Consider the following 26,306-nt stretch of genomic DNA (forward strand, 5'->3'; position numbering starts at 1 on the left):
AATGAAAACGGACTTTCTGCTGACTTGCGCAGCGATGTCGTTCGTTAATCGAAATTATTTTCATCCAGCCCTATCACTTTTCGAATCTCGTCCGGCACACAGGCAATTGAGAAATATTTCCATTCAGGAGCCGCCGTATGTCCCGTTCGCTAGACACCTTGTTGCGCCCCAGTTTGCTGGCGGTCGCCATTGCCCTCTGCACCCCGCTGGCCAGCAGCCAACTGATCGCCGCTGAACAGGCGTCGAGCGTACGCGCCTACAACCTGCCGGCGGCTCCGTTGTCGACCACCCTGAACCAGATCGCCAGCCAGGGCGGCCTCACGCTGTCGCTGAACCCGTCGCTGGCGGCGGGCAAGACCTCGGCGCCGGTCAACGGCCAATATGACGCGGCCGGCGCCCTGCGCGCGGCCCTGCGTGGCACCGGTCTGCAACTGGAACAGAGCAGCGCCGGCACCTACACCCTGGTCGCCTTGCCGGAAGGCGTGATGGCCCTGCCGGAAACTTCGGTGATCGGCGTGGAAAACTATGAAAGCGCCTGGGGCCCGGTCGAAGGCTACACCGCCACCCGTACCGCCGCCGGCACCAAGACCGACACTGCACTGGTCGAAGCACCGCGTTCGATTTCGGTCGCCACTCGCCAGCAAATGGAAGATCGTGGCGTGCACAGCCTCGATGACGCCGTGCGCTACATGCCCGGCATCACTGCCAGCAGCTACGGCAGCGACACCCGCGCCGACTGGCTGCGTGTGCGCGGTTTCGAACCGACCCAGTTCCTCGACGGCCTGCCGCTGCCAAAAGGCGTGTACGCCAACCCGAAACAGGAAACCTGGAACCTCGACCGCCTCGCCCTGCTGCGCGGCCCGGCCTCGTCGGTTTACGGCCAGACCCCGCCGGGCGGCCTGCTGGACATGGTCAGCCGTCGCCCGAGCGATGTGCAGAGCAGCGAAATCCAGCTGCAATACGGCAGCGACAACCACCGTCAGATCAACTTCGCCAGCACCGGCAAGATCGACGACGCCGGCCAGTTTCTCTATGGCCTCAGCGGCGTGGTGCGTGACAGCGGCACTCAGGTCGACCACGTCGACAACAAGCGCTACAACATCGCGCCAAGCCTGACCTGGAACATCGACGACGACACCAAGTTCACCCTGCTGACCCAGTTCACCCGCGACGATACCGGCATCACCAGCCAGTTCCTGCCGGTGCAGGGCACCAAAATCGACATGCCGTTCGGCAAGGTTTCCCACCACAAGAATCTGGGCGATCCGGACTGGGAATACTACGACCGCACCTACTACGCGCTGGGCTATGCCTTCGAACATCGCCTGAACGATGTGTGGCAGTTCAAACAGAACCTGCGCTACACCAAGTCGGATCTGTCGTTCCAGGGCATCACCGTCGGCTCCTACCCGTTCACTCAAGTGGACAATGACGGTAACGTCGGCCGCTCGACCACCATCGTCGACGAAGACATCAGCCAGTTCGCCGTGGACAACAACTTCCAGGCCGACTTCGCCACCGGCGACATCCGCCACACCCTGCTGCTGGGTCTGGATCACCAGCGCAGCAACACCAACTACACCTCGATCTTCGGCAGTGCGCCGGACATCAACGTGAACAACCCGATCCATGGTCAGCCGATCGTGCGTCCGGCGCGCTCCACCGCGTTCTATGACTACAACCAGAAGACCTACCAGACCGGCCTCTACGTCCAGGACCAAATGGCCCTGGATCAATGGCGTCTGACCCTCGGCGGTCGTGAAGACTGGGTGCACACCGGTACGAAGTTCATCAACAAGGCCGATGCGACCAACACCGACCGCGACAAGGCCTTCAGCGGCAACGCAGCGATCAGCTACGTGTTCGACTCCGGTTTCGTACCGTACCTGTCGTACGCCGAATCCTTCCAGCCGACCAGCGGCGCCGATGCCTCTTCGACCGAATCGCTCAAACCGACCGAAGGCAAGCAGTGGGAACTGGGCATCAAGTACCAGCCACCAGGCAGCAAGACTTTGCTGACTGCGGCCGTGTATGACCTGACCCAGAAAAACGTTTCGGTCAGCTCGTTCGTCAACGGCGTATCGATCACCAGCCAGACCGGCGAAGTGAAGGTCAAAGGCCTGGAGCTGGAAGCCGTCTCCGACGTCACCGACAACCTGAAGGTCATCGCCGCGTACACCCTGGCCAAGTCCGAAGTGCAGAACGGCGCCGACAAGGGCAACCGCCTGCAACTGATGCCGAACCAGCAAGCCTCGCTGTGGGCCGATTACACCTGGCACAGCGGCGTGCTCGACGGCTTCGGCATCGGTGCCGGCGCGCGCTACACCGGCAACACTTACGGCGACAAAGCCAACACCTGGCTGGGCAAGGCGGACGCCTACACCGTGTTCGACGCCGCCGTGCATTACGACCTCAGCCGTCTGGACAACAGCCTCAAAGGCGCGTCGCTGGCACTCAACGCCACCAACCTGCTGGACAAGGACTACATTTCCACCTGCGACAGCTTCTACTGCTACTACGGCGACCAGCGCAGTGTCGTCGCCAGCGCCACCTACAAGTGGTAAGCGCCTGAGCTGAAACAGGCCCTGCAACCAGGCCGTCCCTCGTGGACGGCTTTGGTGTTTTTGAAGGTCATGAAATGAAAAGTAAAACAATTCGTCGCTGGTCCTTCGTCCACACCTGGACCAGCCTGATCTGCACCGTGTTTTTGCTGCTGTTGGCCCTGACCGGCCTGCCGCTGATTTTCCATCACGAGATCGACCACCTGCTGGGCGATGCGCCCGAGTTGCGGGTGATGCCGGCGGACACGCCGCATCTGAACCTGGCGCAACTGGTCGAAGCGGCGGAAAAGCATCGGCCCGGTGAAGTCGTGCAGTACTTCGGCTTCGAAGACGACGAGCCGAATGCCGTGCTGACGATCATGGCCAAGACTGCCGGTACCGAGCCCAATTCCTCGCACACCTTCATGCTCGATGCGCGCACTGGCGAAGCCCTGGAAATGCCTTCGGCCAACGGTGGCCTGATGCTGTTCATCCTGCGTCTGCACGTCGACATGTTCGCCGACCTGCCAGGCAAATTGCTGCTGGCGTTCATGGGTTTGCTGTTCGTGATCGCGATCGTGTCCGGCACGGTGTTGTACCTGCCGTTCATGCGCCGCTTGAAGTTCGGCACCGTGCGCCAGGACAAATCCACCCGCCTGCGCTGGCTCGACCTGCATAACCTGATCGGCGTGGTCACCCTGACCTGGGCGCTGGTGGTTGGTGTGACCGGCGTCATCAGTGCCTGCGCCGACCTGCTGATCGCCGCATGGCGGGCCGAAGCCCTGACGACCCTGATCGCGCCCTACCGCGACGCCCCGCCGCTGACGCAACTGGCCCCGGCCACCCGGGTGCTGGACATCGCCGGCAGCGTGACACCGGGGATGAAGCCGGACTTCATCGCCTTCCCCGGCACCCGCTTCTCCAGCGAGCATCATTACTCGGTATTCATGAAGGGCGGCACCCACCTGACTTCGCACCTGCTGACTCCGGTGCTGATCGACGCCAGCACCCTGCAAGTCACGGCGGTGGCAGAACGACCGTGGTACATGGACGCCATGGGCATGTCGCAGCCGCTGCACTTCGGTGACTACGGCGGCATGCCGATGAAAATCCTCTGGGCCACGCTGGACGTGCTGACCATCATCGTCCTCGCCAGCGGCGTGTACTTGTGGGTGGTCCGGCGCAAGGCCGCGAAACCGGTACTGGAAACGGCGGAGGCCTCTGCATGAAGCCGCGTCAGTCGAATTTCTGGAAGGTCTTCAGCACACCGCTGGTGATCGCGCTGCTGAGTGCGGCGGGCCTGTTCGCGGCGCTGCTGGGCGACGGGATCTGGGATGGTTTGAGCTGGGTGGGTCTGGGCATTCCGGCCGCCCTTGGCCTGCGCGGATTGCTGCAACGCCGCTGAACGGCTTGAGCCTGACGGGCAACGCGCTATGCTGCCCGTCTTGCCCTTGACCGAGACCCTGCCAATGTCCGCTCCCAGCATGACCCTGTTCCACAACACCCTGTCCCCGTTCGTGCGCAAAGTCATGGTGCTGTTGCACGAGACCGGCCAGCAGGATCGCGTCGCGCTGCAGGACTGCGTACTCAGCCCTGTCAGCCCGGACGCCGCCCTCAACGCAGACAACCCGCTGGGCAAGATCCCGGCCCTGCGCCTGGCCGACGGCAATGTCATCCATGACAGCCGGGTGATCCTCGATTACCTCGACCACCAGCACGTCGGCAACCCGCTGATCCCCCGCGACGGCTCGGCCCGCTGGCGGCGCCTGACCCTGGCCTCGATGGCCGACGGGATCATGGACGCCTCGGTCATGGTGCGTTACGAGCAAGTTTTGCGCGCCCCGGAAAAGCACTGGGACGAATGGCTCGAGGCCCAGCGCGAGAAGATCCGCCGCGCCCTCGCCCTGCTGGAGCGCGACGCGATTGCCGAACTGACCTGCCACTTCGACGTCGCTTCGATCAGCGTGGCCTGTGCCCTGGGGTATCTGGATCTGCGCTTCCCGGATCTGGGCTGGCGTGACGCCAACCCGCAACTGGCCAACTGGTTCTTTGAAGTGAGCCAGCGGCCGTCGATGATTGCGACGATGCCGAAGGTTTGACGCACCGGGCGGGAGGCAACGACGCAAAGATCAGCGTCATCAACACCTCGGCCTCCCGCTGCTCCTCACGCAATCCCACGAACCGGCTCATTGCACCGCTCCGATATCGAACTCCAGCGGTTTGGCCGGTTTCTGCCCGATCCCGTACCAGTCCAGATTGCGGGTCAGCACCATGAACACACCGAGCAGACCGAACAGCAGCAGCGAGCCCATCAGCAGCGCGTAATCCTCAGCGCTCAGCAAGCCGTAGAGCAAGCCATACAACGCCGCCAGCCCCGCCGAAAAACTCAAGCCATGCCGCACGCTGCGCAGCACATGGCAGACATAGAACCCGATCAACAGCACACAACCGCTGGCGGACAACAGATACGCCAGGGCAAAACCGATGTGCTCCGACAACGACAGCAGCAACAGATAGAAGAACGCCAGTGCCACACCTACCAGCGCGTATTGCACCGGGTGCACTGCCAGGCTTTTCAGCACTTCGAACAGGAAGAAACCGGCGAACGTCAGGACGATGAACAACAACGCATATTTGATCGCCCGGTCACTCTTCAGATACTGATCCACCGGATCAATGAAGCTCACGCCGAAACTGCGCCCGTTGAAAGCCTCGCAATCATTGCCCGACACGCAACGGCTCATCGCTTCTTGCAAATTGGTGGAGAAAAACGAGGTCTGCCAGTCGGCGGTGAAACCCTGATCGTTGATCTCGCGCTTGGCCGGCAGGAAGTTGCCGATGAAGCTTGGGTGCGGCCAGTTGGCAGCGAGGTTCACGCGGCTGGTCTTGCCCACCGGCAGCACCTGCAACGAGCCGGTGCCTTGCAGGCGCAGGTCGAACCCGAAGGCCAGTTCCGTGGTTTTGCTGATGTCCAGCGCCGGCAGCGTCACTCGCACACCCTCGCCCAGCCAGCCGACCTGAGTGCCGGGCACGAAGTCCAGACGCTGCGCGCCCAGTTCCAGCTTCAGCGCGTTTTCGATGCCGCGAATGTCACTGATGCCGACCGCCAGGAACGGCGCATCGAAGCTGTAATCGACAAAGTCTTCCTTGATCCCCAACTGCGCCGGCAGCGAGAAATGGCCGCTGATACGGTTGTCGGCATGGAACAGCCGCGCCTCGTAAATGCCCCGGGCGCGCAGTTCGGTCTGCACCTGGCCGTCGAGTTCAAAACGCTCGGGCAGGAAATACAGGCGCCCGCGTTCTTCGCCGATTTCCTGATAGCGCTCGTCGCTCTTCTCTTTGGTTTTCCAGGTGCGCACCACTTTGCGATACGGCACAACCATCACCGGCCCGCTGAGTTGCTGGCTGTAGCTTGAGCTTCTGGCAATGTCTTCCAGCACACCGTCACGCAGTTGCTGGCGATCATCGATGATGCCGTCGATCATCAACAGCGGCACCAGCAATACCAGGATCAGCAGGGCAATGGCCCCGAGTTTTATCGTCAGACTTTTGTTCATGGGACTCTCCCTGTTTCGATGGGCAGAGTCTGCAAAGGGGATGTGGGGGGTTTGTGGGAGGAATGTGGAGTTTGTGTGGAGACTACAACTGCAGAACGACTTCCACCCCGCCTTCGACGTTACCGATGCGCATTGAACCACCGTGCAACTTGACCACCTCTTCGACGAAGTTGAGCCCGAGACCGGTGCTTTTGCGCCCACTGTCGGGGCGTGGCAAAGAGTAGAAACGCTCGCTCAAACGGGGCAAGGCATAGTCGGGAATCGGCGTGGTTTCGTTGAACAGACGAAGCTCGACCTTCTCGCCGATCCGCTCGGCACTGAAGCGCAGCAAACCGTTTTGCGGCGTGAAATCCAGCGCATTTTCCAGCAGATTGCCCAATGCCTGACGCAGCAGAAACGGCTCGCCGATCAACGCCAGATCCGGCGCGATGGTTTGCTCGATCCGCAGTTGCCGGCCTTCGATGCGTGCCATCTGTGCCTGTAGCAGCTCGCTCAGCAGCGCCGCCAACGGCACGGCGACACGCTCCTCAAGGCCCTGCCGCTGTTCAACTTGTGCAAGGTTCAGCAGGCGCTCGATCAACTGCTGCATGCGTGCACTTTCACTGTCGATGTTGCCGACAAAGCGCAATCGCTGATCCGCCGGCATCTCGCCCTGCAACAACTCGGCGGCACCGCGAATCGCCGCCAGCGGACTCTTCAATTCATGGGTCAGCGTGTGTACATAACGCTCGACGTAGGCCTTGCCTTCGAGCTGGGTGCGCATCTGTTCCACGGCGGTCGCCAACTGCTCCAGCTCGCCGCCGCGATAATGCGGCACCGCCACCCGACGGCCCTCGCTCACGGCCTGGGCGTAAACGGTCAAACGGTGCAACGCGCGGCTCAGCCACCACGACAGCACGGCGCCGAGCAGCAGGCCGAGGCCGATCAATCCGGCGCCGTACCCGAGCAAACGGCGTTCGGTGCGATCGACATAGGGTTGCAGTGAACTGTTGGGCTTGGCCACGGTAACCACGCCGATGATCGCGCCGTTGTCGCGGATCGGCGCGCCGACGTGCATTACCGAGGAGTTCGGGTCATTCGGGTCACTGCGGCTGGAGCGTGCGCCGTATTCACCGCGCAGGGTCAGGTAGACGTCGTTCCAGCGCGAGTAGTCCTGACCCACGGCCAGACCGCTGGAGTCCAGCACCACGATGCCCTTGGCGTCGGTGACGTAGATGCGGTGGTTGACCTGGTTTTTCGCCAGGCCCCAGATCGTCGCCTTCGGCTGGCGCTCGCCATAGGCACGGAGCAGTTCCGGCCAGCGATTCTGGTTGAGGGTGCCGGCCTTGAAATCGTCCCGCAGGATTTCCGCCATCAGGTTGGCCGTATCGACCAGGGTTTCTTCGGTGGACTGGCGCACGCCGGGGCGGATTTCTTCCATCACAGTGTTGAGCACGAAGTACCCGGTGAGGCCGATGAACAGCACGTACACCAGGAAAATCCGCAGCCCCAGCGACATCAGCTGTGCCCCGGGCTGTAGCTGTAGCCGAGGCCGCGATGGGTCTGGATCGGCTCGGCCTCGGCGCGCACCAGGCGCAATTTGGCGCGCACGCTTTTGATATGGCTGTCGATGCTGCGCTCGTAACCGGCATCCGCCGCCACGCCCAGCGCATCGAGCAGTTGCTCGCGACTAAACACCCGCTCGGGTTGTTCGAGCAGGCATTGCAGCAGACGGAATTCGTGGCGGGTCAGGCTCAGGGGCTGGCCGCGATAGCTGATCTGCACACGTTCGGGATCGATGCGGAACAGCGCCGAGGAGGCTTCGATGACCGGACGTGGTGCCATGCGCTTGAGAATCGCCCGGACCCTCGCCGCCACTTCCCGCGGTGAAAACGGTTTGACCACGTAATCGTCGGCGCCGATTTCCAGGCCCACCACGCGATCGATCTCGGCGTTGCGCGCGCTGAGAAACAGCACCGGCACTTCACTGAACCGACGCAGCTGTTTGCAGGTTTCAAAGCCACTGATGTCCGGCAGGCCAATGTCGAGGATGATCAGATCCGCCGGAGTCTGGCGCTGATGCTCCAGCGCCGCCGCGCCCAGGCTCAGCCAGGTCGTGGTGAAGCCCTCGCCCTGCAAGGCAAAAATCAGCGTGTCGGCAATCGCCGCTTCGTCTTCGACAATCAGGATATGAGGCATGGCGTCCGAGCCTGTGGGTTAAGTGCGCGAACGGTGCCCCAAGCCCGGCGTTACGTCAATGAGACCACTTGGTTTAGCAGTCCGGCTTATCCGCTGTGAAGCGCCGAGCCGGGTTCACGGCCGCGCCGAACTCGCGCAGGGCCTTGGCACCGATCAGCAACGGGTAGTTGAAGTTACTGCGGTCGGTCAGGTTGACCTCCACGGTACGCTTGACGTCGCCCAGGCACAGCTTCAGATCGACCACCGGGCGCTTGGCCACTTCGGTGCTTTCGCCCTCGTCTTCTTCATCCGAGCGACTCTTGATCTTGCTGATCCGCGCGACCTTGTGTTCGTACACCTTGTTGCTGGCGTCCTTGGTGGCCAGACGGAAACGCACCCAGTCTTCGCCGTCGCGTTTGAACGTCTCGATGTCCTTGGCCGACAGCGAGGCGGTCAGTGCGCCGGTGTCCATCTTGGCCTTGAGCACTTCACCGCCGATTTCCGGCAGCGCGATGTATTCGTAACGACCGTACAGCGTCGGTTCGGCGGCGAGCACCGGCAGGGCGACGAGGGAAAGCAGTGCAAGGAGGGATTTCACGTAAGGGGCTTCCTTGGGAAATGGGGGCGTCAGACGCGAGATTTTAGACCGTTGTTTACTTGATCGTTCCCGGCAGGTTATCGCGCCACAGGTGAAACATTCGTCACCGGCGGATTTGGCCTGCCGGCCGAAGCCACTTATCATGGCGCGCCCATCCGTTTTCCAAGAGTTGCTTATGCGCCGCCTGCTCACCGGCTGTTTCGTCACCCTGCTGCTGTTGTCCAACACCCTCGTGCTGTTCGGCCCGCTGATGGTGTTCGCCCTGCTCAAGCTGATCCTGCCGGGGCGCTTTCGCGACTACGCCTCGTGGGCGGTGATGTGGATCGCTGAAACCTGGGCGGAAATCGACAAGCTGATCTTCCGCCTGTGCATCCCCACCCAATGGGACATTCGCGGCGGCGAAGACTTGCGCAGCGACACTTCCTATCTGGTGATCAGCAACCATCAGTCCTGGGTCGATATCCCGGCACTGATCCAGACCCTCAACCGACGCACGCCGTTCTTCAAGTTCTTCCTCAAGAAAGAGCTGATCTGGGTGCCGTTCCTGGGCCTGGCCTGGTGGGCGCTGGATTACCCGTTCATGAAGCGCTACACCAAGGCGTTCCTGGCGAAGAACCCGGAGCTGGCCGGCAAGGATCTGGAAATCACCAAAGCCGCCTGCGAGCTGTTCAAGCGCCAGCCGGTGACAGTGGTGAATTATCTGGAAGGCACGCGTTACACCGCGGCCAAAAGCACTCAGCAGCAATCACCGTTCAGCCACCTGCTCAAGCCCAAGGCCGGCGGCGTGGCGTTCGTACTGGCGGCGATGGGCGAACAGCTGGACGCGATTCTCGATGTGACCGTGGTTTATCCACAGCAGAAGATTCCGGGGTTCTGGGACCTGATCAGCGGCAACGTGCCGCGCGTGATCATCGACATCCAGACCCGCGAGCTGGATCCGGCCCTGTGGCAGGGTGATTACGAAAACGATCCGGTGTTTCGCGAGAAGGTCCAGAACTGGGTCAACCAGCTCTGGACTCTCAAGGATCAGCGCATCGCCGAACTCAAGGGCGAGCGCCGCTGAGTCAACCGTTGGTGCCGGTGCCCCAGATGCTGCCCAGGCTTTGCAGCAACGAACCGCCGACACCCTGCTGACCGAGGTATTGCAGGAGGATCGGGGCAAACTGGCCGACCATCCCGCTGTCCATGCCCAACGCACCGAAGGCGTTGTTCAGGTCATTGGTGTCCTTGACGTTGCCCAGCGCATTTTCCAGCCCGGCGGACTTGCCCGAAGAGCCAAGCAAACCGCTCAACGCCGCCAGATTACCGCTGCCGCCCGACAGTTTGTCGATGCCCGGCACTTCCTTGGCCAGCTCGGAATAATCCGTGTTGCTGAGCTGGTTTTTCGCCAGCCCCAACATCGCACTGGTGCCGCCGACCGCTTGCTGCGGCGTGACATTCAGCGCGCTCAAGGCACTCAACAAACCGGCGGTTTCCGACGTCGGCGCTGCAGCAGCAGCCTTGTCCCCGCCCTGCATGCCCGATACCGCGCCAGCCACGTCATTCAAACTGAAACCGGCAAACACCGGCCCTGCCGCCAGGGTCAGGAGCGATGCCAGGGCAAAACCGCGTGAAATCTTCATTCAGACATCCTCTTGTGGCGTGAAGACCTTCCGTCAAGGGAGGGTCAAACTGCCCGGTTTGACCGGGCATCCGCCGGCATGTTCCGGCGCGGGCCAGCCATTTTCATACCGGAGGCGTGCATGAAACGTGAAAGCCCGAACGCCGGGCGATGAATGGCACATCCGCGGTTTTGGAACGCGAGGGGCAGTTATATAAACCTCATAAAAAACGGCGACCCAGGGTCGCCGTTTTTTATTGCCTCATCGCTTACGCCGCACTGAACAACTTGTGCGGATCGATCACAAACTTCTTCGGCACGCCGGCATCGAACTCGCCGTAGCCTTCCGGCGCCTGGTCGAGGCTGATGACCTGCACGCCCACCACTTCGGCGATGTTGATGCGGTCCCACATGATCGCCTGCATCAGCTGGCGGTTGTACTTCATCACCGGGGTCTGGCCGGTGTGGAAGCTGTGGGATTTGGCCCAGCCGAGGCCGAAGCGGATGCTCAGGCTGCCCATTTTCGCGGCAGCGTCCACGGCACCCGGATCCTCGGTCACGTACAGGCCCGGGATACCGATCTTGCCGGCTACGCGCACCACGCCCATCAGCGAGTTGAGTACGGTGGCCGGAGCTTCGGATTTGACGCCGTCGTGACCATGACCACGGGCTTCGAAGCCCACGCAGTCCACCGCGCAATCCACTTCAGGCTCGCCCAGCAGCGCGGCGATCTGTTCGTGCAGCGGGGTGTCTTTCGACAGGTCGACCACTTCAAAACCCTGAGCCTTGGCATGGGCCAGGCGGATGGTGTTGACGTCGCCGATGATCACCACCGCAGCGCCGAGCAAGCGGGCGGAGGCGGCAGCGGCCAGACCGACCGGGCCCGCGCCGGCAATGTAAACGGTGCTGCCCGGGCCAACGCCAGCAGTAACGGCGCCGTGGTAACCGGTCGGCAGAATGTCGGAGAGGCAGGTCAGGTCACGGATTTTCTCCATGGCCTTGTCGCGGTCCGGCAGTTTCAGCAGGTTGAAGTCGGCGTACGGCACCAGCACGTATTCGGCCTGGCCACCGGTCCAGTCGCCCATGTCGACATAACCGTAAGCGCCACCGGCACGGGCCGGGTTGACGGTCAGGCAGACGCCGGTGTGTTGCTCCTTGCAGGAACGGCAGCGCCCGCAAGCCACGTTGAACGGAACGGAGACCAGATCGCCGATTTTCAGGTTCTCGACGTCGGAGCCTTTTTCGATCACTTCACCAGTGATCTCGTGGCCCAGCACCAGACCGGTCTGCGCCGTGGTCCGGCCGCGCACCATGTGCTGGTCGGAGCCGCAAATGTTGGTTGAAACCACACGCAGGATGACACCGTGCTCGATCTTCCTGCCGCGCGGATCCTGCATTTTCGGATAGTCGATTTTCTGTACTTCGACCTTGCCAGCGCCGAGATACACCACACCACGATTGCCAGACATGCTTTCACCTCGCTGTTGTTTTTATGGAACCGCGCCGCCCAGGCAGGCAGCGCGTTAAGTGCTCGGGTTATTGCTTGTTGGTTTTGCGTTGTTATGACTTAAAGAACGACGGTGCGATTGGCGTTCAAAAACACCCTCCGCTCAATGTGATACCCGACGGCCCTGGCCAGGGTCAGGCCTTCGATGTCGCGGCCCTTGGCGATCAGGTCTTCGGGGTAATGACTGTGATCCACCGCCTCGACGCCCTGGGCGATGATCGGCCCCTCGTCGAGGTCGTTGTTGATGTAGTGCGCGGTGGCGCCCACCAGTTTCACGCCCTTGTTGTAGGCCTGGTGATACGGCTTGGCGCCCTTGAAGCCCGGCAGCAGCGAGTGATGAATGTTGATCGCCTTGCCATCGAGCTTGCGGCACAGCTCCGGCGACAGCACCTGCATATAGCGGGCGAGGATCACCAGTTCGGCGCCGGCCTCCTCGATCACCTGCCACACCTGCCGCTCCTGGGCCGGTTTGTCGTTGGGGTCGAGGGGGAAATGGTAGTAGGGAATCTGGTGCCAGTCGGCCAGCGGCTTGAGGTCCGGGTGGTTCGACACCACCGCCGCCACGTCCATCGACAACTGGCCGATGCGCTGGCGGTAGAGCAAGTCGTTGAGGCAGTGATCGGCCTTGGAGACCATGATCACCACTTTTGGCCGGTAGTTCGGCGCGGTCAGCTCGAAGATCATGCCGAACGCCTGCCCGCGTTCGGCGAGGCCGGCGCGGAAGGATTGCTCGTCAAAACCGTCGGGCTGACGGAATTCCACGCGAATGAAGAAACGCCCCGAGAGGCGGTCATCGAACGAGTGGTGCTCGGTCACGTAGCAACCCTGCTCGAACAGAAAACGCGTCACCGCGTCCACGGTGCCGAGAACGCTGGGGCAGTCGGCGGTCAGAATCCATGTATCCGGGGCGCGGCTCATCGTTTTCTCCTGATCAGGCCTGAACGCTAAGGCCGTATTCGGCGGACGCATCCTGCAACCACAACCACCAGTAATCCGAGAAGCTGCGACGGATCAGCAGTTCCCAGGTGTCTTCGGCGGTGTGGCGGATCATCAGCTGCGACTTGGCGAACACCGTGCCGACAGCCTTGCCGACCGGGAAGTTGTTCGGGTGCACGTCGTAGCTGGTGGATTTCATCAGCACCTGACGCACGTTCGGGCCGCTCAACTCCAGCACCTGCTGGCCGCCGCTGACGTTGACGATTGCGATGTGCAGATCGCCCAGCGCTTCGCGCAGTTTCTGCTCGGCAGCGAACTCTTCACCGCTCGGCACGATCAGCAGCCACTCGTCAGGGCCCATCCATTGCAGGCTGGTTTCGCCTTTGACGATCACGCTCAGGGCGCCCGGCAATTCAATGCCCAGCGCCTTGTGCACACCGGCGGCGAATGCGGCATCGTGGCCGTCGCCACGGATGGTCAGATGGCCGAGGAGTTTCTTTTCGCGCACGGTCACGCCGGCGGTCTTGCGGCCCTTGCCGACCAGGCTGGCGAGGTCGGCGTGATGCAGCGACGACTCGGCCTTGGCCCCGGTGGTCGGGCGTTGTTGGTAAACGTTGGCTGCGGTCATAAAGCACCTATTCTTTTGTTTGATCGTTCCCACGCTCTGCGTGGGAATGCCGCCATGGACGCTCTGCGTCCGCTCTTGGGACGCGGAGCGTCCCGGGATGCATTCCCACGCAGACGGTTCGACGCCTCGACGTGGGAACGATCAGTGTCAAATGTTCTGGCGATCGCCTTTCGGATCGAAGAACACCGAAGAAACGATTTCCGCCTCGATCACGCTGCCATCCGCCAGCGGTGCGAACACCCGCTCGCCCAGACGCTTCAGACCGCCCTTCACCACGCCCATGGCAAACGAATAGCCGAGGGAGTTGTGCGCGTAGCTGGAGGTCACGTGGCCGACCATGGTCATCGGGATCGACTGCTTGGTGTTGAACACCAGCTGTGCACCTTCCGGCAGCCATACGTTCGGATCGATCGGCTTCAGGCCGACCAGCTGCTTACGCTGGTCACGCACGCAGTCTTCACGGTTCATGCCGCGCTGGCCGATCCACGAGAACGGTTTGGTGCGACCGACACACCAGCCCATGTTCAGATCGTCCGGGGTCATCGAGCCATCGGTGTCCTGGCCGACGATGATGAAGCCCTTCTCGGCCCGCAGGACGTGCATGGTTTCAGTGCCGTACGGCGTCAGGTTGTACTGCTTGCCCGCCTCGACGATTTTTTCCAGCACGCCCATCGCGTAGTCAGCCTGGACGTTGACTTCGTACGACAGCTCACCGGTGAACGAGATGCGGAACACCCGCGCCGGCACACCGCCGACCAGACCTTCTTTCCAGGTCATGAACGGGAACGCTTCGTTGGCCAGGTCGATGTCGGTCACGGCGCTGAGCAGCTTGCGGCTGTTCGGGCCGGACAGGGTCATGGTCGCCCAGTGGTCGGTGACGGAGGTGAAGTAGACCTTCATGTCCGGCCATTCGGTCTGGTGGTACAGCTCCAGCCACTGCAGGACGCGAGCCGCGCCGCCGGTGGTGGTGGTCATGACGAAATGGTTGTCGGCCAGACACGCCGTCACACCGTCGTCGAAGACCATGCCGTCTTCCTTGCACATCAGGCCGTAACGGGCCTTGCCCACGTCGAGCTTGGTCCAGGCGTTGGTGTACACGCGGTTGAGAAACTCGCGGGCGTCCGGGCCCTGGATGTCGATCTTGCCCAGGGTCGAAGCGTCGAGCAGACCGACGCTGTCACGCACGGCCTTGCATTCGCGTTTGACGGCGGCATGCATGTCTTCGCCGTTTTTCGGGAAGTACCACGGACGTTTCCACTGACCGACGTCTTCGAACTCGGCGCCGTTTTTCAGGTGCCATTGATGCAGTGCGGTGTAACGCACCGGTTCGAAGATGTGCCCGCAGTGACGGCCGGCTACCGCGCCGAAAGTCACCGGCGTGTAGTTCGGACGGAACATCGTGGTGCCCATCTGCGGGATGGTCACGTTCAGCGAACGGGCGGCAATCGCCAGGCCGTTGACGTTGCCGAGCTTGCCCTGATCGGTGCCGAAGCCCAGCGCGGTGTAGCGTTTGACGTGCTCGACCGACTCGAAACCTTCGCGGGTCGCCAGTTCGATGGCGGCGGCGGTCACGTCGTTCTGCAGGTCGACGAATTGCTTCGGCGCCCGTGCAGTGGCTTTTTCGTGCGGCACCTGGAACAGCGCCAGCGTCGGTTCTTCCAGACGGCTCAAGGCTTTCGGCAGGACCGCTTCGACGCTCTGGAACCCGGCTTCGGACGCAGCGCGCACGCCGCCTTCAAAACCGTCGGCCAGGGAATCGCCGAGACCGTAGACGCCGTTGATGCCACCGACGCACACGCGTTTCTGCGGTGCTTCGCCCGGTACGAAACCGAGGATGTCTTCGCGCCAGATCGGCTTGCCGCCGAGGTGCGACGCCAGGTGAACCACCGGGCTGTAACCGCCGGAGCTGGCGATCAGGTCGCAGTCGAGCCATTCGCCCGGGCTGGTGACCTTGTGGCCTTTGACATCGATCGCCGCCACGCGGGCAGCGGTGACGTGCTTGCTGCCACGGGCCTCGATCACGGCGCTGCCGGTGAGGATGCGAATGCCTTTGGCGCGCGCTTCTTCCACCAGCGCACCACGCGGGTTGCTGCGGGCGTCGGCGATGGCGACGACTTGCAGACTTGCGTCGAGCCAGTCCAGCGCCACGCGATAGGCGTGATCGTTGTTGGTCGACAGCACCAGTTTTTTGCCCGGTGCCACACCATAACGGCGCACGTAAGTCGATACCGCGCCGGCGAGCATGTTGCCCGGCACGTCGTTGTTGCCGTAGACCAGCGGACGCTCGTGAGCACCGGTGGCCAGCACCACACGCTTGGCGCGGACGCGGTGGATGCGCTGACGCACCTGACCGATCGGAGCGCGGTCGCCGAGGTGATCGGTGAGGCGTTCGTGAATGGTCAGGAAGTTGTGGTCGTGGTAACCGTTGACCGTGGCGCGCGGCAACAGCAGCACGTCCGGAGTGTTCTTCAATTCGGCAACGACACTGGCAACCCACTCCACGGCTGGCTTGCCGTCGAGGCTTTCGCGGGAGTCGAGCAGGCTGCCGCCGAACTCTTCCTGTTCATCGGCGATGATCACCCGGGCACCGCTGCGCGCAGCGGCCAGTGCAGCGGCCAGACCGGCCGGGCCGGCGCCGACGATCAGCACGTCGCAGTGCTGGTTCATGTAGTCGTAGGTGTCCGGATCGTTCTCGGTCGGCGAACGACCTAAACCTGCGGCCTTACGAATGTACTTCTCGTAAGTCATCCAGAACGATTGCGGATACATGAAGGTTTTGTAGTAGAAGCCCGGCGGCATCAGCTTGCCGCCGACCTTGCCGAGAATCCCCATCATGTCGTTGTTGACGCTCGGCCAGCCGTTGGTGCTGGTGGCGACCAGGCCCTGGTACAACGCCTGTTGCGTGGCGCGCACGTTAGGGATCTGAGTGGCTTCGGTCGCACCGATCTGCAACACCGCGTTCGGCTCCTCGGCACCGGCGGCGAAGATGCCGCGCGGACGCGAATACTTGAAGCTGCGGCCAATGATGTCGACACCGTTGGCCAGCAGGGCTGCGGCCAGCGAGTCGCCTTCAAACCCTTTGTAGGTCTGACCGTTGAAGGTGAAGCTCAGCACTTTGTTGCGGTCGATCCGTCCACCGTTGGACAGGCGATTGGTCTGGCTCATACCTTCTCTCCCAGCGCCGTCGTGGCTGTTTTCGCAGTGTCAGCCTTGTCGGTGAATTGCGGCTTGGTGCCGATCTTGTAGGTTTCGAGAATCTCGTAGGTCACGGTGTCGCGGGTGACGTTGAAGTACTGGCGGCAACCGGCGACGTGATCCCACAACTCGTGGTGCAGACCGCGCGGGTTGTCGCGGAAGAACATGTAGTCGCCCCACTCCTCGTCGGTGCAGCTTGCAGGGTCCAGCGGGCGCGGGATGTGCGCCTGGCCGGATGCGTGGAATTCCTCTTCGGAGCGCAGTTCGCCGCAGTGAGGACAGAAGATATGCAACATGGGATTTCTCCTGTTAGTGGGCGACAGCCGCAGCGCCGTGTTCGTCGATCAACGCACCGTTGTGGAAACGGTCGATGGAGAAAGGTGCGGCCAGCGGGTGCATTTCACCCTTGGCCAGGCTTGCGGCAAACACGTTGCCCGAGCCAGGTGTTGCCTTGAAGCCACCGGTGCCCCAACCACAGTTGAAGAACATGTTCGGCACCGGGGTTTTCGAAATGATCGGGCAGGCGTCCGGCGTGGTGTCGACGATGCCGCCCCACTGACGGTTCATGCGCACCCGAGACAGCACCGGGAACATCTCGACGATGGCCTGAATGGTGTGCTCGATCACCGGGTAGGAACCGCGCTGACCGTAGCCGTTGTAGCCGTCGATACCGGCGCCGATCACCAGGTCGCCCTTGTCGGACTGGCTGATGTAGCCGTGCACGGCGTTGGACATGATCACGCTGTCGATGATCGGCTTGATCGGCTCGGACACCAGCGCCTGCAGCGGGTGGGATTCGATCGGCAGACGGAAACCGGCGAGCTTGGCCATGTGCCCGGAGTTACCGGCGGTGACCACGCCGACGCGCTTGGCGCCGATAAAGCCCTTGTTGGTTTCGACACCGATGCACACGCCGTTTTCCTTGCGGAAACCGATCACTTCGGTCTGCTGGATCAAGTCCACGCCGAGGGCGTCGGCGGCACGGGCAAAGCCCCACGCCACGGCATCGTGACGGGCCACGCCGCCGCGACGCTGAACGGTTGCGCCCATCACCGGGTAGCGGGTGTTTTTCGAGCAGTCGAGGTACGGAATTTCGTCCGCGACCTGCTTGGCGTTGAGCAGTTCGCCGTCGACGCCGTTGAGGCGGTTGGCGCTGACCCGACGCTCGGAATCACGAATGTCCTGCAGGGTGTGGCACAGGTTGTAGACGCCACGCTGGGAGAACATCACGTTGTAGTTCAGGTCCTGAGACAGGCCTTCCCACAGTTTCATCGCGTGTTCGTACAGGTGCGCCGACTCGTCCCACAGGTAGTTGGAGCGAACGATGGTGGTGTTGCGCGCGGTGTTACCGCCGCCCAGCCAGCCCTTCTCGACCACGGCCACGTTGGTGATGCCGTGCTCTTTGGCCAGATAGTAGGCCGTCGCCAGACCGTGCCCGCCGCCGCCGACGATGACCACGTCGTAGACCTTTTTCGGGGTCGGCGTGCGCCACATGCGCTGCCAGTTTTCGTGGTGGCTGAGGGAGTGTTTGAAGAGGCCGAAGCCCGAATAGCGTTGCATAGTCATGTACTCCAGAACGCTCAGCGATAAACCGGGAAGTCAGCGCACAGGGCAGAAACCTGCTGGGCGACGTTGGCCTCGACATCGGCATCGCCGAGGTTGTCGAGGATGTCGCAGATCCAGCCGGCCAGCGTCACGCACTGGGTCACCTTGAAGCCGCGAGTGGTCACCGCCGGGGTGCCGATGCGCAGGCCGGAGGTCACGAACGGCGACTGCGGGTCGTTCGGTACGGCGTTCTTGTTGACGGTGATGTGCGCGCGACCGAGCGCAGCGTCTGCGTCCTTACCGGTGAGGCCCTGACGGATCAGGCTGACCAGGAACAGGTGGTTGTCGGTGCCGCCGGACACTACATCGTAGCCACGTTTGATAAATACGCTCGCCATCGCCTGGGCGTTGTCGATCACTTGTTGCTGATAGGCCTTGAAGCCAGGCTCCAGCGCTTCCTTGAAGCACACGGCTTTACCGGCGATGACGTGCATCAGCGGGCCGCCCTGGGCGCCGGGGAATACTGCGGCGTTGAGCTTCTTCTCGATTTCTTCGTTGGACTTGGCCAGGATCAGCCCGCCACGCGGACCGCGCAGGGTCTTGTGGGTGGTGGTGGTGACCACGTCGGCATACGGCAGCGGGTTCGGGTACAGACCGGCAGCCACCAGACCGGCGACGTGGGCCATGTCGACGAACAGCAGCGCACCGACCTTGTCGGCGATCTGACGGAAGCGCGGGAAGTCGAGGGTTTTCGAGTAGGCCGAGAAACCGGCGACGATCATCTTCGGCTTGCACTCGACAGCCAGACGCTCGACTTCGTCGTAATCGATCAGGCCAGTCTTGGTGTCGATGCCGTACTGCACGGCGTTGTACAGCTTGCCCGAGGACGAGACCTTGGCGCCGTGGGTCAGGTGACCACCGTGGGCCAGGCTCATGCCGAGGATGGTGTCGCCTGCTTGCAGCAGGGCCAGGTACACGGCGCTGTTGGCCGAAGAACCGGAGTGCGGCTGGACGTTGGCATAATCGGCGCCGAACAGTTGCTTGGCGCGTTCGATGGCCAGCGCTTCAACCTTGTCGACGTGCTCGCAGCCACCGTAGTAGCGCTTGCCCGGATAGCCTTCGGCGTATTTGTTGGTCAGGCCGCTGCCTTGCGCTTCCATCACGCGTTTGCTGGTGTAGTTCTCCGACGCGATCAGCTCGATGTGATCTTCCTGACGTTGCTCCTCGGCATTCATCGCCGCCAGCAGTGCATCGTCGTAACCCTGGATCTGGTCTTGCTTGCTGAACATCGCGTCTCTCCCAGCGGCATCTGTGCGCCATTCGTCTCGGTAAGGCACGGCGTTCAGCCAATGCCCTTTGATGCGATGGTATGGCCGGCGCAGGGAGGTCAAATGCCTACGGACGCCACGCAAAGGTGCGTTTACGACATGACGGGGACGACGGACTCAAACAAGCAGCTGGCGCAAGGCCAGAAGAACCACGAAATGCGCGGGATAGAGCGCATACGCCCAGCGCCGCATGGGTGGCGCGTGGAGGTAAGTGGCGTGTCGCAACAGGAACATTCCGAGCAGTGGCGCGATCAGGCAGGTCGCAATCCCGAGGATTGCGACAATGTTGCCGAACTGCGCGGATTCGTAGAGCACCCGCCACTGATTCGCCGCCAGACACACCAGCCCCGGCAGCAGGCTGAAAAACCAGGGTTTGCGAAACACCAGCAACATCGCCAGCGGCAGCAGGACGCCGAACAGACCGAACATCAGTCGCTACGGGAACAGCGCGGCGACCAGCAAAGCACTGACACCCAGCAGTCGCGAAATCAGCGTTGGGTCCTGCCAGCCCCGCGCCACCAGCAAGCCCAGCGCCAGCGTGGGCATCACGTTCAAGGTGTCGGGCTCGGGAATGTACAAACGATAGGGAATCTCGCTGAGCAGGCTGAACAGTAACAACCAGCCCAGATAGCGCCATTCGGTCTTGCGCGCGCCGTCCCGTGCCAGATTCGCCGCCATCGCCAGGCAGAACCACGGGAACGCCAGCCGCCCCGGCACATACAGCCAATCGGCGCCGATCCCGACATATCGCAGGTGATCGAGCAGCATGCTCAGCAGCGCCAGCCACTTGAGCAGATCGAGTGCGCCGTCGCGCTGGCTCAGGTGCATAATCGGCTCGCATCCTTGTAAAGTTCTGACAGCGACATCCCGTGTGCTCCCCGGATGATCTTCGGTACAGTGCGCACCATCATTGACCCCACGAAGCGCCACAAGCGCCTCGATCACGGAAGCCGGCCATGACCGACAAGAGCCAACAATTCGCCAGCGACAACTACTCCGGTATCTGCCCCGAAGCCTGGGCTGCCATGGAACAGGCCAACCACGGCCACCAGCGCGCCTATGGCGACGATGAGTGGACAGCACGCGCCTCCGATTATTTCCGCAAGCTGTTCGAGACCGACTGCGAAGTGTTCTTCGCCTTCAACGGCACCGCCGCCAACTCCCTCGCGCTGTCGTCGCTGTGCCAGAGTTACCACAGCGTGATCTGCTCGGAAACCGCCCACGTCGAAACCGACGAATGCGGCGCCCCGGAATTCTTCTCCAACGGTTCGAAACTGCTGATCGCCGGCACCGAAAACGGCAAGATCACCCCGGCCTCGATCCGCGAAGTCGCACTCAAGCGCCAGGACATTCACTACCCGAAACCGCGCGTCGTGACCCTGACCCAGGCCACCGAGGTCGGCAGCGTCTACACCCCGGAAGAAGTCCGGGCCATCAGCGACACCTGCAAGGAGCTGGGCCTGAACCTGCACATGGACGGCGCGCGTTTCTCCAACGCCTGCGCATTCCTCGGCTGCTCGCCGGCGGACCTGACCTGGAAGGCCGGCGTCGACGTGCTGTGCTTCGGCGGCACGAAAAACGGCATGGCGGTGGGTGAGGCGATCCTGTTCTTCAACCACAAACTGGCCGAAGACTTCGACTACCGCTGCAAACAGGCCGGGCAACTGGCCTCGAAGATGCGCTTCCTGTCGGCCCCGTGGGTCGGCATCCTGGAAAACGACGCCTGGCTCAAATACGCCCGCCACGCCAACCACTGCGCGCAACTGCTGGCCGAACTGGTCAGCGACATCCCGGGCGTGGAGCTGATGTTCCCGGTCCAGGCCAACGGCGTGTTCCTGCAACTCTCGGAACCGGCCATCGCCGCCCTGACCGCGCGCGGCTGGCGCTTCTACACCTTCATCGGCAAGGGCGGCGCCCGCTTCATGTGCTCGTGGGACACCGAAGAAGAACGCGTCCGCGAACTGGCACGCGACATCCGCGAAGTCATGTCGGCCTGATCGCCTCCTCCTTGATCGTTCCCACGCTCCGCGTGGGAATGCCTCCCGGGACGCTCCGCGTTCCTGCCGCACCGCCGATGCAACGCCGAACACCGTCATGACGCGGAGCGTCAAGGGCCGCATTCCCACGCAGAGCGTGGGAACGATCTCAACTAAAAGCTACAAATGACTTTTCCCACCGCCGCTACAGACTTCGCCTCTAGCGCGATCACTCCGGCCACCTCACTCTGATCGTTCCCACGTCGAGGCGTCGAACCGTCTGCGTCGGAGTGCATCAGGGGACGCTCCGCGCTCCTCTCAGCAGCACCGCAAGATTCAAGGATGAATCCCATGGGCCGAAGCCGCTACACCATCACCGAACCCGACAAGCCTCACTTCCTGACCTGCACGCTGGTGGAGTGGCTGCCACTGTTCGTCCGCCCTCATCTCGTCGACCACCTGCTCAACTGTTGGCGCTATCAACAAACCCACCAGCAACTGAAGCTCTACGGTTACGTGATCCTGGAAAACCACCTGCATTTCGTCGCCCAGGCGCCTGACCTGAGTAAATGCCTGAGCCAGTTCAAATCCTTCACAGCCCGACAGATCATTGATGACCTGCAAAACAGGGGTGCAGAAAGAGCATTGAAGCGCCTTCGCTTCAGCAAACGGACACACAAGGAAGATCGGGTGTATCAGATGTGGCAGGAAGGTGCTCACGCGGAGATGGTCTACAGCGAAGAAGTCATGCGCCAGAAACTCGATTACATCCACAACAACCCGGTAAAGCGTGGTTATGTGGAGCTGCCGGAGCACTGGCGGTATTCGAGCGCCCGAAACTATGCAGGGCTGGACGGGCTGATCGAGGTTCAACGCTGGTACTGAAGCTCCCGCTATCCCACACGCAGATCGTTCCCACGCTCTGCGTGGGAATGCATACCGGGACGCTCCGCGTTCCTGCCGCACCACCGATGCAACGCCAGGCATCGTCATGACGCGGAGCGTCACAGGCTGCATTCCCACGCGGAGCGTGGGAACGATCTGGCTCCCTCCCGTTTCAGCTCCATCGTCTACATTGTCTGTCGAGCCATCGCTCACATAACAATAAGCAGGAGCTTGCGCATGTCGCTAAAAGGCAAAACCTTGTTCATCACCGGCGCCAGCCGTGGCATCGGGCGCGAGATTGCGCTGCGGGCTGCACAGGACGGGGCCAATATCGTGATCGCGGCCAAGAGCGCCGAGCCGCACGCCAAGTTGCCCGGCACCATCCACAGCGTCGCCGCTGAAGTCGAAGCGGCCGGCGGCAAGGCCCTGGCGCTGCAACTGGATGTGCGTGATGAAGACGCGGTGCGTCAGGCGCTGGCTCAGGCCAATGAACATTTCGGTGGGATTGATGCGCTGGTGAACAACGCCGGGGCGATCAAGTTGACCGGTGTGCAGCACATAGAACTCAAGCGTTTCGACCTGATGCATCAGATCAACACCCGCGCGGTGTTGCTGTGCAGCCAGGCGGCGCTGCCCTATCTGAAGAAATCCTCCGGGCACATTCTCAACCTGTCACCGCCGCTGAATCTGGCCAGTAAATGGTTCGCGCAGTACAGCCCCTACACCGTGACCAAGTACGGCATGAGCATGCTGACTGTCGGGATGAGCGAGGAGTTCGCCAACTATGGGATCAGCGTCAATTCGCTGTGGCCGCAGACCATGATCGCCACGGCGGCGATTGAGTTTCAGCTGGGCAATCGGGAGTCGTTCAAACATGCGAGGACGCCGGCGATCATGGCGGATGCGGCGCATGTGATTCTAAGTAGCAGCGAGCGGCGGATTACCGGGCGGTTGTTGATTGATGAGGAGATTTTGCGTGAGAGCGGCGTGACCGAGTTTGATCATTACCGCTTTGAGCCGGGGAGTGATGCGAAGTTGATGACGGATTTGTTCGTCGATTGAACGACAAACCTGTGGGACCGAGCCTGTTCGCTCCCACAGGTTTCATGCCGGCATCAGTACTCGATACGAACATCCCCCTTCGGCACGCTGCAGCAAGAAAGGATGTACCCCTCCGCCTCGTCGTCCTCGGTGATCCCGCCGTTGTGATCCATCTCCACTTCGCCGCCCAGCTTGAGCACCTTGCACGTCCCGCAGATCCCCATGCCGCAGGCTTTCGGGATCATCAGGCCGACCTTCGCGGCCGCCGCATGCACGGTCTCGCCCGGGGCAACGCGGATGCTCTTGTCCGATGAGGTGAATTCCACCAGGTGCAGATCCGCCGCCGGCACTTCCGGTGCTTCCGCTGCCTGTTCCGCCTGCTCCACCGCATCGGCGCGGGCTTCCGGTGGCGTGGCGCCGAAGGATTCCTCGTGATAGCGCTTCATGTCGTAGCCGGCGTTTTCCAGCAGGCGCTTGACCGCCGTCATGTACGGCGTCGGGCCGCAGCAGAAGACTTCGCGCTCGAGGAAGTCCGGCACCATCAGTTCCAGCATCTTGTGGTTGAGGTAGCCGCGATAGCCGGCCCACGGCTCGCCCAGCCCGTGTTTCTCGCAGATCAGGTGCAGGCTGAAGTTGTCGATCCGCGACGCCATGTGTTCCAGCTCGCGGTGGTAAATGATGTCTTTCGGCGAGCGGGCGCTGTGGATAAACGTCATGTCGACGTTGCCGTTGGTGTCGTAGAACCAGCGCGCCATCGACATCACTGGGGTGATACCGACACCGCCGCTCAGGTACAGCACTTTCGGGCTCGGGAAGTCGATGGCGTTGAACAGCCCGACCGGCCCGTGCACCGCCAGCTCCTGGCCTTCGTGCAACGTGTCGTGCAGCCAGTTGGACACCTTGCCCCCCGGCACCCGCTTGATGGTCACCGAAAAGCTGTACGGCACCGACGGCGAACTGGAGATGGTGTACGAGCGCATGATCGGCTGGCCTTCGATTTCCAGCTCCAGGGTCACGAACTGCCCAGGCTTGAAGAAGAACAGGATCGGCTGGTCGGCCATGAAACAGAAGGTGCGCACATCCCAGGTTTCCTGGATGACTTTGACGCAACGGACGATGTGTCGGCCATTGGCCCAGGTCTGGGTGGTGACCGGATTCAGGAAGCTGTTCGACATGCTGTTCTCCACGGCCGACTGTCGGCCTTCATGTGGCGATTCTGCGTATAGCGCAGACGCCCCGTTTACCTATCCGCGACATTGACATACTTATCGCGACCAGCCCCCAACCACCGGGGGTTGCGCGTCGGGAACAGATTGCACCATGTCGCCCATGGATAAGGTTCCGGGCAGCGGCGGCCCCACACTCGCCCCCAACACAAACAGATTCTTTACACCTTGCGCTGCAACCCTGATCAGCCACTTTCGCGGCCACGCAGATGGCCTTGAGGATTACATCGATGGACACCGCAAAAATCAGCCTGGGCGACCCGCTGGAACCCGCACGCAAGGCCACCGCACAAATGCTGCAGGAGCGCGAGCGCACCTACTCCCTGCCGCAGCCGTTCTACAGTGACGAGCGCCTGTTCGATATCGACATGCAGGAGATCTTCCAGAAAGAGTGGTTGATCGCCGGCATGACCTGCGAAATCCCGGCCAAGGGCAACTACATCACCCTGCAGATCGGCAAGAACCCGATCATCGTGATTCGCGGTGCCGAAGGCGTGGTGCACGCGTTTCACAACGTCTGCCGCCACCGTGGCTCGCGCCTGTGCACCAGCGACAAGGGCAAGGTCGCCAAACTGGTCTGCCACTACCACCAGTGGACGTATGAGCTGGACGGGCGCCTGCTGTTCGCCGGCACCGAGATGGGCGCCGACTTCGACATGAAGCAGTACGGCCTCAAACCGGTGAACGTGAAGACCGCCGGCGGCTACATCTTCATCAGCCTGGCGGAGAACCCGCCGGCCATCGATGACTTCCTGTCGACCCTGAACCACTACATGGAACCGTACGACATGGAGAACACCAAGGTGGCGATTACCACCACCTTGATGGAGAAGGCCAACTGGAAACTGGTGCTGGAAAACAATCGCGAGTGCTACCACTGCGGCGGCTCGCACCCTGAGTTGCTGAAAACCCTGCTGGAATGGGACGACGTCACCGACCCGCGCGCCGATCAGGCGTTCAAGGATCACGTCGCCGCCTCCGCCGCTGCCTGGGAAGCCGAGAAGATTCCTTACGCTCACGCCAGTTTCGGCCTGCGTAACCGCATCGTGCGCATGCCGCTGCTCAAGGGCACCGTGTCGATGACCATGGACGGCAAACAGGGCTGCGCCAAGCTGATGGGCCGGATCAAGAACCCGGACCTGGGCTCGATGCGCATCCTGCACTTGCCGCACTCGTGGAACCACTGCATGGGCGACCACATCATCGTGTTCACCGTGTGGCCGATCAGCGCCCAGGAAACCATGGTCACCACCAAGTGGCTGGTGCACAAGGATGCGGTCGAAGGCGTGGACTACGACGTCGAGCGCATGCGCCAGGTGTGGGACGCGACCAACGATCAGGACCGTCGTCTGGCCGAAGAAAACCAGCGCGGGATCAACTCCACCGCGTACCAGCCGGGCCCGTATTCCAAAACCTATGAATTTGGCGTGGTCAACTTCGTCGACTGGTACAGCGAGCGGATGCTGAGCAACCTGGGGGCCGAGCCGGCGCCATACCTCAAAGGCGTGCCAGTCCAAGGCTAACAGCAAAAGCATCGTCAGCAGGCTGGCTCCCACAGGGGATTTCTGTGCACCGGAGATCCAGTGT

General features: G+C 62.1%; 22 protein-coding genes and 1 pseudogene. 9 read left to right on the plus strand and 14 right to left on the minus strand.

Annotated elements, in window-relative coordinates; genetic code table 11:
• Window positions 1–137 precede the first annotated feature (137 nt).
• The 4 genes from LOY31_RS26725 (at window position 138) to LOY31_RS26740 (ending at window position 4,639) form a co-directional block, all read left to right on the plus strand.
• Window positions 138–2,564: a TonB-dependent siderophore receptor gene (locus LOY31_RS26725; RefSeq protein WP_258712451.1), complete on the plus strand. Its 2,427-nt coding sequence runs from the start codon at window positions 138–140 to the stop codon at window positions 2,562–2,564.
• A 74-nt stretch (window positions 2,565–2,638) separates the two neighbouring features.
• On the plus strand, window positions 2,639–3,769 hold the full coding sequence (locus LOY31_RS26730) for a PepSY domain-containing protein (RefSeq protein ID WP_221534095.1): 1,131 nt from the start codon (window positions 2,639–2,641) through the stop codon (window positions 3,767–3,769).
• Window positions 3,766–3,945 (plus strand): hypothetical protein, encoded by a 180-nt coding sequence (locus LOY31_RS26735; protein WP_007959820.1) that lies wholly within the window; start codon window positions 3,766–3,768, stop codon window positions 3,943–3,945. The genes LOY31_RS26730 and LOY31_RS26735 overlap by 4 nt, the downstream gene beginning before the upstream one ends.
• 64 nt (window positions 3,946–4,009) lie before the next feature.
• Window positions 4,010–4,639, plus strand: a complete 630-nt coding sequence (locus tag LOY31_RS26740; RefSeq protein WP_085608926.1) for a glutathione S-transferase — start codon at window positions 4,010–4,012, stop codon at window positions 4,637–4,639.
• 87 nt (window positions 4,640–4,726) lie between these two features.
• Here the strand turns inward: LOY31_RS26740 and creD are convergent, their stop codons facing one another.
• The 4 genes from creD to LOY31_RS26760 all read right to left on the minus strand — a co-directional run bounded on the left by creD (window position 4,727) and on the right by LOY31_RS26760 (window position 8,852).
• Window positions 4,727–6,097, minus strand: a complete 1,371-nt coding sequence (gene creD, locus LOY31_RS26745) for a cell envelope integrity protein CreD (RefSeq protein ID WP_258712452.1) — start codon at window positions 6,095–6,097, stop codon at window positions 4,727–4,729.
• An 82-nt stretch (window positions 6,098–6,179) separates the two neighbouring features.
• The gene (creC, locus tag LOY31_RS26750; RefSeq protein ID WP_007959817.1) at window positions 6,180–7,595 is read right to left on the minus strand and encodes a two-component system sensor histidine kinase CreC; all 1,416 of its coding nucleotides are present in this window, start codon (window positions 7,593–7,595) and stop codon (window positions 6,180–6,182) included.
• The gene (creB, locus tag LOY31_RS26755; protein WP_007959816.1) at window positions 7,595–8,275 is read right to left on the minus strand and encodes a two-component system response regulator CreB; all 681 of its coding nucleotides are present in this window, start codon (window positions 8,273–8,275) and stop codon (window positions 7,595–7,597) included. Before creB ends, creC begins: the two co-directional genes overlap by 1 nt.
• Before the next feature lie 73 nt (window positions 8,276–8,348).
• On the minus strand, window positions 8,349–8,852 hold the full coding sequence (locus LOY31_RS26760) for an ATP-dependent zinc protease (RefSeq protein ID WP_258712455.1): 504 nt from the start codon (window positions 8,850–8,852) through the stop codon (window positions 8,349–8,351).
• Window positions 8,853–9,027: 175 nt separating this feature from the next.
• On the opposite strand from LOY31_RS26760, the gene LOY31_RS26765 reads away from it, so the two are divergent.
• Window positions 9,028–9,915, plus strand: coding sequence for an acyltransferase (locus LOY31_RS26765; RefSeq protein WP_085608923.1), 888 nt, complete (start codon window positions 9,028–9,030; stop codon window positions 9,913–9,915).
• Window position 9,916: 1 nt separating this feature from the next.
• On the opposite strand, the gene LOY31_RS26770 is transcribed toward LOY31_RS26765, so the two are convergent.
• The 9 genes and pseudogenes from LOY31_RS26770 to LOY31_RS26810 form a co-directional block, all read right to left on the minus strand.
• On the minus strand, window positions 9,917–10,474 hold the full coding sequence (locus LOY31_RS26770) for a DUF2780 domain-containing protein (protein WP_007959813.1): 558 nt from the start codon (window positions 10,472–10,474) through the stop codon (window positions 9,917–9,919).
• A 247-nt stretch (window positions 10,475–10,721) separates the two neighbouring features.
• On the minus strand, window positions 10,722–11,921 hold the full coding sequence (gene fdhA, locus LOY31_RS26775; RefSeq protein WP_007959809.1) for a formaldehyde dehydrogenase, glutathione-independent: 1,200 nt from the start codon (window positions 11,919–11,921) through the stop codon (window positions 10,722–10,724).
• A gap of 98 nt (window positions 11,922–12,019) precedes the next feature.
• The gene (gene purU, locus LOY31_RS26780) at window positions 12,020–12,877 is read right to left on the minus strand and encodes a formyltetrahydrofolate deformylase (protein ID WP_007959808.1); all 858 of its coding nucleotides are present in this window, start codon (window positions 12,875–12,877) and stop codon (window positions 12,020–12,022) included.
• Between the two features lie 13 nt (window positions 12,878–12,890).
• Window positions 12,891–13,523, minus strand: coding sequence for a sarcosine oxidase subunit gamma (locus LOY31_RS26785; protein WP_064599941.1), 633 nt, complete (start codon window positions 13,521–13,523; stop codon window positions 12,891–12,893).
• 147 nt (window positions 13,524–13,670) lie between these two features.
• On the minus strand, window positions 13,671–16,688 hold the full coding sequence (locus tag LOY31_RS26790) for a sarcosine oxidase subunit alpha (protein WP_221534087.1): 3,018 nt from the start codon (window positions 16,686–16,688) through the stop codon (window positions 13,671–13,673).
• Window positions 16,685–17,014, minus strand: coding sequence for a sarcosine oxidase subunit delta (locus LOY31_RS26795; protein ID WP_007959805.1), 330 nt, complete (start codon window positions 17,012–17,014; stop codon window positions 16,685–16,687). The genes LOY31_RS26790 and LOY31_RS26795 overlap by 4 nt, the downstream gene beginning before the upstream one ends.
• A gap of 13 nt (window positions 17,015–17,027) precedes the next feature.
• On the minus strand, window positions 17,028–18,278 hold the full coding sequence (locus LOY31_RS26800; RefSeq protein WP_003206307.1) for a sarcosine oxidase subunit beta: 1,251 nt from the start codon (window positions 18,276–18,278) through the stop codon (window positions 17,028–17,030).
• 20 nt (window positions 18,279–18,298) lie between these two features.
• Window positions 18,299–19,552, minus strand: a complete 1,254-nt coding sequence (gene glyA / locus LOY31_RS26805; RefSeq protein ID WP_007959804.1) for a serine hydroxymethyltransferase — start codon at window positions 19,550–19,552, stop codon at window positions 18,299–18,301.
• A gap of 156 nt (window positions 19,553–19,708) precedes the next feature.
• Window positions 19,709–20,419 (minus strand): annotated as a pseudogene (locus LOY31_RS26810) (TraX family protein).
• Window positions 20,420–20,547: 128 nt separating this feature from the next.
• On the opposite strand from LOY31_RS26810, the gene LOY31_RS26815 reads away from it, so the two are divergent.
• The 3 genes from LOY31_RS26815 to LOY31_RS26825 all read left to right on the plus strand — a co-directional run bounded on the left by LOY31_RS26815 (window position 20,548) and on the right by LOY31_RS26825 (window position 23,514).
• Window positions 20,548–21,588: a low specificity L-threonine aldolase gene (locus LOY31_RS26815; RefSeq protein ID WP_007959802.1), complete on the plus strand. Its 1,041-nt coding sequence runs from the start codon at window positions 20,548–20,550 to the stop codon at window positions 21,586–21,588.
• A gap of 330 nt (window positions 21,589–21,918) precedes the next feature.
• Complete coding sequence (locus LOY31_RS26820; RefSeq protein ID WP_258712465.1) at window positions 21,919–22,452, plus strand: REP-associated tyrosine transposase; 534 nt, start codon at window positions 21,919–21,921, stop codon at window positions 22,450–22,452.
• A gap of 237 nt (window positions 22,453–22,689) precedes the next feature.
• Entirely contained in the window at window positions 22,690–23,514 is an 825-nt protein-coding gene (locus tag LOY31_RS26825; RefSeq protein ID WP_007959799.1) for an NAD(P)-dependent oxidoreductase, read from the plus strand.
• Between the two features lie 53 nt (window positions 23,515–23,567).
• On the opposite strand, the gene gbcB is transcribed toward LOY31_RS26825, so the two are convergent.
• A complete protein-coding gene (gene gbcB, locus LOY31_RS26830) occupies window positions 23,568–24,668 on the minus strand; it encodes a glycine-betaine demethylase subunit GbcB (RefSeq protein ID WP_011336281.1) in 1,101 nt (366 codons plus the stop codon).
• A 281-nt stretch (window positions 24,669–24,949) separates the two neighbouring features.
• Here gbcB and gbcA point away from each other — a divergent pair, with 281 nt between their 5' ends.
• Complete coding sequence (gene gbcA / locus LOY31_RS26835; protein WP_127800304.1) at window positions 24,950–26,242, plus strand: glycine-betaine demethylase subunit GbcA; 1,293 nt, start codon at window positions 24,950–24,952, stop codon at window positions 26,240–26,242.
• Window positions 26,243–26,306 lie beyond the last annotated feature (64 nt).

This window comes from Pseudomonas sp. B21-021, assembly GCF_024749205.1.
Lineage (GTDB): Bacteria > Pseudomonadota > Gammaproteobacteria > Pseudomonadales > Pseudomonadaceae > Aquipseudomonas > Aquipseudomonas paraglycinae.